General features: G+C 71.4%; 11 protein-coding genes. 6 read left to right on the top strand and 5 right to left on the bottom strand.

All coding sequences use genetic code 11. The features are described 5' to 3' along the window. Window positions 1–45 precede the first annotated feature (45 nt). The 4 genes from DDP54_RS01090 to DDP54_RS01075 all read left to right on the top strand — a co-directional run bounded on the left by DDP54_RS01090 (window position 46) and on the right by DDP54_RS01075 (window position 2,880). Window positions 46–1,245, top strand: a complete 1,200-nt coding sequence (locus DDP54_RS01090) for a phosphoglycerate kinase (protein WP_109130181.1) — start codon at window positions 46–48, stop codon at window positions 1,243–1,245. 2 nt (window positions 1,246–1,247) lie between these two features. Next, a complete protein-coding gene (gene tpiA, locus DDP54_RS01085; protein ID WP_242448141.1) occupies window positions 1,248–2,045 on the top strand; it encodes a triose-phosphate isomerase in 798 nt (265 codons plus the stop codon). A 229-nt stretch (window positions 2,046–2,274) separates the two neighbouring features. After that, window positions 2,275–2,517 carry a preprotein translocase subunit SecG gene (gene secG / locus DDP54_RS01080; RefSeq protein ID WP_109130179.1) on the top strand — a complete coding sequence of 81 codons (243 nt, stop codon included), beginning with the start codon at window positions 2,275–2,277 and terminating at the stop codon, window positions 2,515–2,517. A gap of 15 nt (window positions 2,518–2,532) precedes the next feature. Further along, entirely contained in the window at window positions 2,533–2,880 is a 348-nt protein-coding gene (locus DDP54_RS01075) for an RNA polymerase-binding protein RbpA (RefSeq protein WP_109130178.1), read from the top strand. A gap of 108 nt (window positions 2,881–2,988) precedes the next feature. On the opposite strand, the gene pgl is transcribed toward DDP54_RS01075, so the two are convergent. Genes pgl through tkt form a run of 5 tightly spaced genes read right to left on the bottom strand, consistent with a single transcriptional unit; the run spans window position 2,989 to window position 9,555 of the window. Further along, window positions 2,989–3,768: a 6-phosphogluconolactonase gene (pgl, locus tag DDP54_RS01070; RefSeq protein ID WP_109130177.1), complete on the bottom strand. Its 780-nt coding sequence runs from the start codon at window positions 3,766–3,768 to the stop codon at window positions 2,989–2,991. Continuing rightward, window positions 3,765–4,682, bottom strand: coding sequence for a glucose-6-phosphate dehydrogenase assembly protein OpcA (locus DDP54_RS01065; protein ID WP_109130176.1), 918 nt, complete (start codon window positions 4,680–4,682; stop codon window positions 3,765–3,767). Before DDP54_RS01065 ends, pgl begins: the two co-directional genes overlap by 4 nt. Then, window positions 4,679–6,220: a glucose-6-phosphate dehydrogenase gene (gene zwf / locus DDP54_RS01060; RefSeq protein ID WP_109130175.1), complete on the bottom strand. Its 1,542-nt coding sequence runs from the start codon at window positions 6,218–6,220 to the stop codon at window positions 4,679–4,681. Before zwf ends, DDP54_RS01065 begins: the two co-directional genes overlap by 4 nt. Further along, entirely contained in the window at window positions 6,217–7,350 is a 1,134-nt protein-coding gene (gene tal / locus DDP54_RS01055) for a transaldolase (RefSeq protein WP_109130174.1), read from the bottom strand. Before tal ends, zwf begins: the two co-directional genes overlap by 4 nt. Window positions 7,351–7,383: 33 nt before the next feature. Continuing rightward, entirely contained in the window at window positions 7,384–9,555 is a 2,172-nt protein-coding gene (gene tkt / locus DDP54_RS01050) for a transketolase (RefSeq protein ID WP_109130173.1), read from the bottom strand. Between the two features lie 410 nt (window positions 9,556–9,965). Between tkt and DDP54_RS01045 the strand changes: the two genes are divergently transcribed. Beyond that, complete coding sequence (locus tag DDP54_RS01045; RefSeq protein ID WP_242448147.1) at window positions 9,966–10,868, top strand: heme o synthase; 903 nt, start codon at window positions 9,966–9,968, stop codon at window positions 10,866–10,868. A gap of 14 nt (window positions 10,869–10,882) precedes the next feature. After that, the gene (locus DDP54_RS01040; RefSeq protein WP_242448140.1) at window positions 10,883–11,878 is read left to right on the top strand and encodes a site-specific tyrosine recombinase XerD; all 996 of its coding nucleotides are present in this window, start codon (window positions 10,883–10,885) and stop codon (window positions 11,876–11,878) included. Window positions 11,879–11,940: the final 62 nt, after the last annotated feature.

Here is an 11,940-nt window from a genome sequence, read left to right as displayed (position 1 = left end):
TGGGCATCGGGCGGCCGCGGGCCGTCCTGTTGAGGAAGTAGGACCATGAAGACCATCGAGGACCTCGGGGATCTGCGCGGCAAGCGCGTCCTCGTCCGCTCCGACTTCAACGTGCCGCTCGACGGCACGACCATCACCGACGACGGCCGCGTGCGCGCAGCGCTTCCGACGCTCAACGCCCTGCTCGACGCGGGTGCACGAGTGGTCGTCACCGCGCACCTCGGTCGCCCGAAGGGCGCACCCGAGGACAAGTACTCGCTCGCGCCCGTCGCCGCGCGCCTCGGCGAGCTGCTGGGCAAGCCGGTCGCGCTCGCGAAGGACACCATCGGCGAGTCGGCCAAGGCCACCGTCGCCGCCCTCGGCGACGGCGAGATCGCCCTGCTCGAGAACATCCGGTTCGACCCGCGCGAGACCTCCAAGGTCGACGCCGAGCGCGAGTCGCTCGCGGACGACCTCGCCGCGCTGGCCGACGTCTACGTGTCCGACGGCTTCGGTGTCGTGCACCGCAAGCAGGCGTCGGTCTACGACATCGCGCTCAAGCTGCCCGCCGCGGTCGGCAAGCTCGTCCTCAAGGAGGTCGACTCGCTGCGCAAGGCGACCGACGACCCCGAGCGGCCCTACGTGGTCGTGCTCGGTGGCTCGAAGGTCTCCGACAAGCTCGGCGTCATCGCGAACCTCATGACGAAGGCCGACCGTCTCCTCATCGGTGGCGGCATGGTCTTCACGTTCCTCGCGGCCAAGGGCTACTCGGTCGGCAACTCGCTGCTCGAGCAGGACCAGATCGAGACCGTCAAGGGCTACCTCGCGCAGGCAGCCGAGAGTGGCGTCGAGATCGTCCTGCCCACGGACATCGTCGTGGCGGACGCGTTCGCTGCCGACTCGCCGCACGACGTGGTCGCCGCCGACGCGATCCCGGACGGTCGCATCGGCCTGGACATCGGCCCGGCCTCGGCCGAGCTGTTCCGGAGCAAGATCCTCGACGCGAAGACGGTCGTCTGGAACGGCCCGGCCGGCGTGTTCGAGTTCGAGGCGTTCTCGGCCGGCACCCGCGCAGTCGCGCAGGCGCTCGTCGACGCCGGCACCAACGGGGCCTTCACGATCGTCGGTGGTGGCGACTCCGCCGCGGCCGTGCGCATCCTCGGCTTCGACGAGGCCGGCTTCGGTCACATCTCCACCGGCGGCGGCGCCAGCCTGGAGTTCCTCGAGGGCAAGACCCTCCCCGGCATCGCAGTCCTGGAGGCATGACCGTGGCATCGACCCGCATCCCGCTCATCGCGGGCAACTGGAAGCTCAACCTCGACCACCACGAGGCTGTTCACCTCGTCCAGAAGCTCGCCTGGGCGCTCAAGGACGGCAAGCACGACTACTCGGCCACCGAGGTCGTCGTCCTGCCCTCGTTCACGGCGATCCGCTCCGTGCAGACGCTCGTGGACGCCGACAAGCTCGAGATCGGCTACGGCGCCCAGGACGTGTCGGCGCACGCGAACGGCGCGTATACCGGTGAGGTGTCCGCGGCGCAGCTCGCCAAGCTGGGCGTGAGCTACGTGGCGGTGGGCCACTCCGAGCGGCGCGAGTACCACCAGGAGTCGGACGCGCTCGTCGCGGCCAAGGCCGTCGCGGCGTTCGGTTCGGGCATCGTCCCCATCGTGTGCGTCGGCGAGGGCCTCGCCGTCCGCAAGGCGGGGGAGCAGGTGCCCTACACGCTGGCTCAGCTCGAGGGCTCGCTGGCAGGGCTCACGGACGAGCAGGTGTCGCGCGTCGTCGTCGCGTACGAGCCCGTCTGGGCCATCGGCACGGGCGAGGTCGCGACTCCGGAGGACGCACAGGAGGTCGCCTCGGCGATCCGCGCGCGTCTGGCGGAGCTGTACTCGGCCGGCGTCGCCGAGGCCGTGCGGGTCCTGTACGGCGGTTCGGTGAAGTCGTCGAACGTGGCATCGATCCTCGACAAGGACGATGTCGACGGCGCGCTCGTCGGTGGCGCGAGCCTCGACCCGGACGAGTTCGCGAAGATCGCGCGCTTCCGTTCGCACGCAGTCGGGCTCTGACGCCCGCGGGGTGGGGACGCCGGGCCGGCGTTCCCACCCCGCACCGTCCAGTCGGCGCACCCGCCCGACCGGACGGTGCTCGAACGGTGTGCTGCGAGGTTCGCCCGCATCGACCGCAGTCGCCTACGCTGTACCGCGGCATCGTGTCGCCGCATGCGTGTCAGACCGATCACTGCTTGTCAGATCACCGTCAGGTGACGAACCGCCCGAGTGAGGAACCGACGACGACGTGGACGCCCTGCGTATCACCCTCCTGATCCTGCTGGTGCTGTCCAGCGTGCTCCTCATCCCCCTGGTGCTGCTGCACAAGGGCCGGGGCGGCGGCCTGTCCGACATGTTCGGCGGCGGCATCACGAGCAGCGCAGGCAGCTCGGGCGTCGCGGAGCGCAACCTCAACCGCATCACGGTTGGTGCCGCAGTCTTCTGGGCTGTCGTCATCATCTTGCTGGGTCTCATCGAACGCGTGGGCTGAGGGGACGGACGAGCCGTGGCGAGTGGTAGTGCGATCAGAGGCTCGCGTGTCGGTGCAGGTCCGATGGGCGAGGCCGAGCGCGGAGACAGCGCTCCGAGGGTGTGGATCTCCTACTGGTGCGCGAACGGGCACGAGACCCGGCCGAGCTTTGCCGAGGAGGCCGCTCTCGAGGCCCCTGCGACGTGGGACTGCCCCCGGTGCGGGTTCCCCGGTGGTCAGGACCAGGAGAACCCTCCGTCGCCGACCCGCAACGAGCCGTACAAGACGCACCTGGCGTACGTGAAGGAGCGTCGGTCCGACGAGGACGGCGAGGCGATCCTCGACGAGGCGCTCGCCGCTCTGCGCGCACGTCGCGGCGTCTGACCCTTCCGCGTACGTCGCGGCGTCGGGCATCTCCTGGTGCTCGCGGCGTCTCACGCCGGGTCGCGGCCCGGGCGATGCCGGTCGTCGGACCTCCTCGCAGGACCTGACCTAGGCCGTCGGACCCGCAGCTGCGTCTGCGTCGAGGAGCCAGAGCGTCAGCTCGCGGCCGCGAGCGCCCGCTGCAGGGGTTCGATCGACCGGATCGCCCGCGAGTGCGGAGGCGACCGGAGCGGCCTTCTCGGCGCCTGAGACGACCAGCCACACCTCGTGCGCGGCATTGATCGCGTCGAAGGTGAGCGACACCCGCTCCGGCGGGGGCTTGGGCGACCCGTGCACGCCGACCGTGGAGACGCCGGTCGCCCTGAGTGCGTCATGACCGGGGAACAGCGAGGCCACGTGACCGTCGGGTCCCATGCCGAGCATCAGGACGTCGAATGCGGGGACGCTCGACCCCTCAGGGGCGAACCGGGCCAGGTCGGCCGCGTAGGCCGCGGCCGAGTCCTCCGGCGTGCGGATCTCCGGTGTCGAGCCGGGCGCGGCCATGGGGTGCACGTTGGCGGCCGGAAGAACCTCGCTGAGGGCGTCGAGGAGCGCGTCGCGCGCGAGGGTCTCGTTGCGCTCGGGGTCGCCGGTCGGCAGGAACCGCTCGTCACCCCACCAGACGTGCACGCCCGACCAGTCGATCGCGTCGCGGACCGGGTTCGACGCCACGGCAGCGAGGGTCGCGATCCCCACCGTCCCTCCGGTGAGCACGAGGTGCACGGGGGAGTGGGTCGACTGCGCGTCCAGGAGACGTGTCAGCAGGCGCGCCGCGGTCGCCGCCGCGAGCGTCGGTGCGTCGGGGTGGACGACGACGCGGCGCACAGCGGTCGGTGGAGCCGGGGTCACGCCGTCAGCCTCGCGAGACCCTTCGTCAGGACCTCGCCGTAGACCTCGTCGTCGTCGAGCCGCCGCAGCTCCTCAGCGAGGCACTCCGGCAGCTGGCGGATCGGCATGGCGATGCGGTGCTCAGGCTGGTCCGGCTGGATCAGGGCGGCCGTCTTGCCGTCGGGTCGCTCGAGGATGATCGGGCCGCTGGCGCGGTCGAGACGGACCTGGGTGATCGCGAGCGCGTCCGGGATCCGATTGACCTCGACGGGGCAGCGCAGGGACTGCGCCAGCCACGCCGCCATGAGCTCGACGGACGGGTGCGTGCTCTCGCCGGAGACGACGGCCCGTTGCACCTGCTCGTAGGGAGCCTGGTCCAGGGAGGCCGCGATCAGTCCGCGCCACAGGGTCGCACGTGTCCACGCCAGGTCGGTGTTGCCCTCGGCGTGCACCTCGGCGAGCTTGCGGAGCGACGCGTTGGGGTGGGAGCACCGCGTCGTGTCGGTGATCCGACGCTGGGCCATCCGGCCGACCGGGTGCTGGGCCGGGTCCGCGGGGACCTCGTGCGGCCACCACGCGACGATCGGGGCATCGGGCAGCAGCAGGGGGATCACGAGCGTGTCGAGGTGGTCGGCGAGCTCACCCGTCGGTCGCAGGATGATGACCTCGCTCGCGCCGGCGTCACCGCCGAGGCGGATCTGCGCGTCGAGCCGGGCTGGGCCCACGTGGTCGCCGTTCGCGAGCACGATGATGCGGCACGGGTGCTCGCGGCTCGCGTCGTTGGCTGCCGCGATGGCCTCCTCGGCGTCCTGACCGTCGACGTCGATGATGAGGGTCAGGACCCGTCCGAGCGCGATCGCGCCGCCCTCGTCGCGCTCCTTGATCAGGCGCCGGTTGATCTCGCGGGTCGAGGTGGCGGGCATGCTGATGATCACGGGATCCTCCAGTGGCGTCCGTCGCGCTCCATCATGCGGTCGGCCGACGCCGGCCCCCAGGTGCCGGACCGGTACTCGTCCGGTGCGCCCTTCGAGGCCCAGTACGACGTGATGGGGTCGAGGATCTTCCAGGAGAGCTCGACCTCCTCGTACTGGGGGAACAGGGGCGGGTCGCCGAGCAGCACGTCGAGGATGAGGCGCTCGTACGCCTCGGGCGACGACTCGGTGAACGCGTGCCCGTATCCGAAGTCCATCGTGACGTCACGGACCTCCATCGCGGTCCCGGGGACCTTGGCGCCGAATCGCAGCGTCACGCCTTCGTCGGGCTGGATCCGGATGACGAGGGCGTTCTTGCCGAGCTCCTCCGTCGAGGTGGACTCGAACGGAAGGTGCGGGGCGCGCTTGAACACGACGGCGATCTCGGTGACGCGTCGGCCCAGCCGCTTGCCGGTGCGCAGGTAGAACGGGACACCCGCCCAGCGACGCGTGTCGATGTCCACCCGGATCGCGGCGAACGTCTCGGTCGTCGAGGTCTTGGAGAACCCCTCCTCCTCGAGGTACCCGACGACCTTGTCGCCACCCTGCCAGCCGGACGTGTACTGGCCGCGCGAGGTGTGCTTGCCGAGGTCCCTGGGCAGTCGCACGGCCGACAGGACCTTGAGCTTCTCGGCCCGCAGCCCGCCTGCCTCGAACGAGACCGGCTCCTCCATCGCGGTGAGCGCGAGCAGCTGGAGCAGGTGGTTCTGGATGACATCCCGCGCGGCGCCGATGCCGTCGTAGTACCCGGCGCGGCCACCGATGCCGATGTCCTCGGCCATGGTGATCTGGACGTGGTCGACGTAGTTGGAGTTCCAGATCGGCTCGAACAGCTGGTTCGCAAACCGCAGGGCCAGGAGGTTCTGGACGGTCTCCTTGCCGAGGTAGTGGTCGATCCGGAACACGTCGTCGGGCCGGAAGACCTTCGAGACGACGTCGTTGAGCTTGCGGGCGCTCTCCAGGTCGTGGCCGAACGGCTTCTCGATGACGACGCGGCGCCACGTGCCCGGCTTCGGCTGGGACAGCCCGGAGCGTTCGAGCTGCTCGCACACGTCGGGGAACGCGCTCGGTGGGACCGAGAGGTAGAACGCGTGGTTGCCGCCCGTGCCGCGCGACACGTCGAGCTCCTCGACCGTCTCGCGCAGCCGGTCGAACGCGTCGTCGTCGTCGAACGTCCCCTGGACGAACCGGATGCCCTCCGCGAGCTGGCGCCACGTGGCCTCGCGGAACGGCGTGCGGGCGTACTCGCGCACCGAGTCGTGCACGATCTTCGCGAAGTCCTGGGTCTCCCAGTCGCGGCGGGCGAAGCCGGTGAGTGCGAACCCGGGCGGCAGCAGTCCCCGGTTTGTCAGGTCGTAGACCGCCGGCATGAGCTTCTTGCGCGCGAGGTCGCCCGTGACTCCGAAGATCACGAGCCCGCAGGGGCCGGCGATGCGCGGCAGGCGGCGGTCCCTGGCGTCCCGCAGCGGGTTGTGGTCGGCCGTGACGCGGGCGGGACTCATGCACGCACCCGCTCGAGGCCCTCGGCCACCGTCGCGAGCAGCTCGGACCAGCTGGTCTCGAATTTGCTGACCCCCTCGGTCTCGAGCTGGTCGGTGACCTGGTCGATGTCGATGCCGAGGTCGGCGAGCCCTGTGATGACCGCGGCGGACTCCGCCTGGGTGCCGTGCACGGTGTCGCCCGTGATCCGACCGTGGTCGGCGACGGCCTCGAGGGTCGCTCCGGGCATCGTGTTGACGACGCCTCGGACGACGAGGTCGTCGACGTAGCGCGTGTCCGGGTAGGCCTTGTCCTTGACTCCCGTGGAGGCCCACAGGGGCCGCTGGGGCTGCGCGCCGTCGGCCGCGAGAGCCGCCCACCGCGGGCTGGCGACGAACTCGTCGTACACGCCGTATGCGAGCCGCGCGTTCGCGATCGCCGCGGCGCCACGCAGCGCGTGGGCCTCGGGCGTGCCGAGCGCGTCGAGGCGCGGGTCGATCGCCGAGTCGACGCGCGACACGAAGAACGACGCCACCGAGGCGATGGGCGCGAGGTCGTGGCCGTTGGCGCGGGCCCGCTCGAGACCTGTCGCGAACGCGTCGAGCACCTCGCGGTAGCGCGCGAGCGAGAAGATCAGTGTCACGTTGACGCTGATCCCCTCGGCGAGCACCGCCGTGATCGCCGGGAGCCCCTCGACCGTGGCAGGGATCTTGATGAGCACGTTCGGCCGGTCGACGGTCGCCCACAACGCCTTGGCGGCGTCGATCGTCGCGTGGGTGTCGCGGGCGAGCCGCGGGTCGACCTCGATGGACACCCGACCGTCGACGTACGCCGAGGCGTCGTACACGGGGCGCAGCACGTCGGCCGCCTCGCGGACGTCGTCGGTCGTGATGGCGAAGACCGCCTCGTCGACGTCGGCCTTCGTCGCGGCGAGCTCGGTGAGCTGCGCCTCGTAGGCGTCGCCCTTCGCGAGAGCGTTGGCGAAGATCGTCGGGTTCGTCGTGACCCCGACGACCCGCCGGGTCGTGACGAGCTCGGCGAGGTTGCCCGTGCGGAGCCGTTCGCGCGACAGGTCGTCGAGCCAGATGGCGACGCCGGCCTGCGTGAGGCGGTCGAGCGGTCCACCGAGGGGGTTGGTTCCGGTCTCAGTCATGGCGGTGCCCTTTCCAGAACGTGGTACCTCGGGTCAGACGAGCTGGTCGCCCGTCCCGCCCTGCGTCGGCGTGCCCGCGTCGGATGCCGGCGCGTGCGTGCCGTGAGCTGCCTCGATCGACTCACGGGCCGCGGCCACGACGGCCTGCGCCGTGATGCCGAACTCGCGGTAGAGCGTGTCGGAGTCGGCCGATGCCCCGTAGTGCTCGAGCGACACGGAACGGCCGGCGTCGCCGACGATCTTGTGCCACGAGAGCGCGATGCCGGCCTCGACCGAGACGCGGGCCCGGACGCCGGCCGGAAGCACGTGCTCGCGGTACGCGGCGTCCTGCTCGGCGAACCACTCCAGGCTCGGCGCGGAGACGACGCGGGTCGCGATCCCGGCCGCTTCGAGCGTCGTGCGTGCCTCGACGGCGAGCTGGACCTCCGAGCCGGTGCCGATGAGGATCACGTCGGGGGTCCCGGTGCTGGCCTCGAGCAGGACGTAGGCGCCGCGCGCGACGCCGTCGGTCGTGGCGAAGCCGTCCTCGCCGCGCGGGAACGTGGGCACGTTCTGGCGCGTGAGGATCAGGCCGACCGGGCCGTCGGTGCGCTCGAGGATGGCCCTCCAGGCCGCGGCGGTCTCGTTGGCGTCGGCGGGCCGCACGATCGCGAGCCCCGGGATCGCGCGGACGGCGGTCAGGTGCTCGACGGGCTGGTGCGTCGGTCCGTCCTCGCCCAGCCCGATCGAGTCGTGGGTCCACACGTAGATCGACGGGACACCCATGAGCGCCGCGAGGCGGACCGCGCCACGCATGTAGTCGCTGAACGTGAAGAACGTCCCGCCGTAGGCCCGGGTGAGCCCGTGCAGCGTGATCCCGGACAGGATGGCGCCCATCGCGTGCTCGCGGATGCCGAAGTGCAGCGTGCGCCCGTACTGGTCGCCGGCGAACTCGTGCGTCGACCTCCCGGCCGGGATGAAGGACGGCTCACCCTTCATGGTCGTGTTGTTCGAGCCCGCGAGGTCGGCCGAGCCGCCCCACAGCTCGGGCAGGACGCCTGCGAGCGCGGACAGCACATCACCCGAGGCCGCGCGGGTCGCGACGGACTTGCCGGCCGGGAAGACCGGGAGCGCGTCGGCCCAGTCGGCCGGGAGCTTGCCGGCGACGAGCCGGTCCAGCAGCGTGGAGCGATCGGGGTTGGCATCGCGCCAGGCGTCGTAGCCGACCCGCCAGGCGGCCTGAGCGGCGGCCCCGCGGTCGAGGGCCTTGCGGGTGTGGGCGATGACCTCGGGTGCGACGGCGAAGGACTTCTCGGGGTCGAAGCCGAGGACCTCCTTGAGGCCGCGGACCTCGTCGGTGCCGAGCTTCGAGCCGTGCGATCCGTGGGTGTTCTGCTTGGTGGGCGACGGCCAGGCGATGATCGTGCGCAGACCGATGAACGACGGCCGGTCGGTGACGGCCTTGGCCGCCTCGATGGCGGCGTGGAGCGCGTCGACGTCCTCGACGTAGCCGTCGGGGCCCGCGGTCCAGTCGACCATCTGCACGTGCCAGCCGTAGGCCGCGTAGCGGGCCAGGACGTCCTCGTTGAACGCGATCTGGGTGTCGCCCTCGATCGAGATGTGGTTGTCGTCCCACACCACGATGAGGTTGCCGAGCTCCTGCGTGCCCGCGATGGACGACGCCTCGCTCGTGACGCCTTCCTCGAGGTCGCCGTCGGACGCGATGACGTACACGAAGTGGTCGAACGGGCTCGTGCCCGGTGCGGCGTCGGGGTCGAGGAGACCGCGCTCACGACGGGAGGCCATGGCGAAGCCGACGGCGCTCGACAGCCCCTGGCCGAGCGGACCTGTGGTCATCTCGACGCCCGCGGTGTGCTTGTACTCGGGGTGCCCGGGGGTCTTCGAGCCCCACGTCCGCAGCGCGGCCAGGTCCTCGAGCTCGAGCCCGAACCCGGCCAGGTACAGCTGGATGTACTGCGTGAGGCTCGAGTGCCCGGCGGAGAGGATGAAGCGGTCCCGGCCGAGCCAGTGGGGGTCGGCCGGGTCGTGCCGGAGCACGTTCTGGTAGAGCAGGTACGCGGCGGGCGCGAGGCTGATCGCCGTCCCGGGGTGTCCGTTGCCGACCTTCTCGACGGCGTCGGCCGCGAGGACGCGGACGGTGTCGACCGCCCGGTGGTCGAGCTCGGTCCATCCGACGGACTGGGCCAGGGGAGCCTTGGCGTTCACCGCACCTCATTCCCGTCCCTGGCGCGCGGCTCAAGGACGTCGTCGAGCTGTCCGACGCCCCCGGACGGGAGTCGGTGTCTGTCACCGCCCGCGGCGCCTGGAGCGCCCGGTAGTACGACGTTGCATGGCCGTTCACGGACAAGGTCCAGCGCGGGGGTGTCGTGCTCGCCCGAGCCTATATCCGCGCCAGCCTCCCGTGCTGACCAGCGCCGGGCCTTACCATGGCAGGGCTCACTCCCACTTAGGACCGAGGGCCCTGTCTCCGCAGTCACCCGGAGCAGAGGAACCTCCTGGACACGATCGGACGTCGGCAGCGCGTGCGCACCACCAGCCCTTCCCCCCTGGACGACGCAGGCGCGTCCGCTCGACCGGCCGACCGGTGGACCTCGGGTGCGGTCCCTGCACGGTCGGTGGCCGACCGGGTCAGGGCGTCGGTGCACGTGCTCGGCGCCTATGTGGCGCTCACCAAGCCGCGGATCATCGAGCTGCTGCTGGTCACGACGATCCCGACGATGATCCTCGCCGAGCGCGGGTTCCCGTCGATGGGCCTCGTCCTGGCGACGCTCGTCGGTGGGACGGCGGCCGCGGGGTCGGCCAACACGCTCAACTGCTACCTCGACCGCGACATCGACCAGATCATGAACCGCACGAAGCGCCGCCCGCTCGTGACGGGCGAGATCAGCCCTCGCGCGGCGCTGGTCTTCGGCACGGTGCTCGGGGTCCTGGCGCTCGCCTGGTTCACGCTCGTCGTCAACCTCGCGTCGGCGCTGCTCACGGCGGGCGCGATCCTGATGTACGTCATCGGCTACACGATGATCCTCAAGCGCCGCACGCCGCAGAACATCGTGTGGGGCGGCGCGGCCGGGTGCATGCCGGTCCTCATCGGCTGGTCGGCCGTCACAGGCGGCGTGTCGTGGACCCCCGTGCTGCTGTTCGGCGTGATCTTCTTCTGGACGCCGCCGCACTACTGGCCGCTGTCGATGAAGTTCCGCAAGGACTACGCGGCCGCCGGCGTCCCGATGCTCCCCGTGGTCGCCGCCGACACGCTCGTGGCACGCGAGATGATCGCGTATGCCGTCGCGATGGTCGGGTGCTCGCTCCTGCTCGTGCCCGTCGCGCACATGACCTGGGTCTATGGGCTGGTCGCGCTCGCGCTCGGTGGGTGGTTCGTGTGGTCGTGCATCGGCCTGTACCGGCGGGCTGTCGACCCTTCCCGGGGCAAGCTGAACGCGATGAAGGTCTTCCACGCGTCGATCACCTATCTCACGCTGGTCTTCGTCGCGGTCGCCGTCGACGTGTTCCTCCCCTTCTGAGCGCTGGCGGAGCCGTGGCGCAGGTCCTGCTGCAGAGCGCGGTCGAGGACTACCTGGCGCACCTGACCGTCGAGCGCGGCCTCGCAGTCAACACGCTCGCCGCCTACCGGCGTGACCTCGCCCGCTACGTCGCACACCTCGACGCCGCGGGGCGGACACGACCGGACGACATCACCGAGCGGGACGTCGAGGACTTCGTCGCCGTCATGCGCACCGGGTCCGACGGCGGTGCGCAGCTGTCGGCGTCGTCCACCGCCCGCGCCGTGGTCGCGCTGCGGGGGTGGCACAGGTTCTGTGCGCTCGAGGGGCTGACGGGGGCCGACGCGGCGAGGTCCGTGCGCCCGCCCGCCCAGCCCAAGCGCCTGCCCAAGGCGATCTCGACGTCCGACGTCGAGCGGCTCCTCGAGGCCGCGAGCGTGGGCGAAGGGCCGGTGCCCCTGCGGGACCGCGCGCTGCTCGAGCTGCTGTACTCGACGGGCGCCCGGATCTCCGAGGCCGTCGGCCTCGACATCGACGACATGGACCTCACGCACGGCCGGGCCTCCGTCCGGCTGCGCGGCAAGGGTCGCAAGGAACGGGTGGTGCCCGTGGGCAGCTACGCGGTCGACGCGGTCGACGCGTACCTCGTCCGCGCCAGGCCGGCCCTGGCGGGTGAGGGCCGGGGGACTCCCGCGGTGTTCCTCAACACCCGTGGCGCGCGGCTCAGCCGGCAGAGCGCGTGGGGACTGCTGAGCGCGGCGGCTGAGCGGGCGCACCTGGACGGTGCGGCGCACGTCTCGCCGCACACGCTGCGGCACTCGTTCGCGACGCACCTGCTTGCGGGTGGGGCCGATGTGCGCGTGGTCCAGGAGCTGCTCGGCCATGCCTCGGTCACGACCACGCAGATCTACACCCTGGTCACGCGCGACACGCTGCGCGAGGTCTACGCCACCGCGCACCCGCGGGCCCTGCGGCGAGACCCCCACGGCGGGGAGCGCAGCGGCGCGTCCCCGACGTCGACGCCGCGTTGACCGGATCGGCTTCCTGCCGGTCTGTCGCTGCCTGAACGTGCTCACGCTCCGGTAAGTTGGCC

Origin of the sequence: Cellulomonas sp. WB94 (genome assembly GCF_003115775.1) — a bacterium.
Lineage (GTDB): Bacteria > Actinomycetota > Actinomycetes > Actinomycetales > Cellulomonadaceae > Cellulomonas_A.
The sequence above is the reverse complement of the archived record's forward strand: the minus strand, read 5'-3'. Positions and strand labels throughout refer to the sequence as shown.

What these genes read in the sequence shown, in the direction of transcription:
- DDP54_RS01090 (WP_109130181.1), top strand. Translation starts at nt 46, where the DNA reads ATGAAGACCATCGAGGACCTCGGGGATCTGCGCGGCAAGCGCGTCCTC.
- tal (WP_109130174.1), bottom strand. Translation starts at nt 7,350, where the DNA reads ATGACTGAGACCGGAACCAACCCCCTCGGTGGACCGCTCGACCGCCTC.
- zwf (WP_109130175.1), bottom strand. Translation starts at nt 6,220, where the DNA reads ATGAGTCCCGCCCGCGTCACGGCCGACCACAACCCGCTGCGGGACGCC.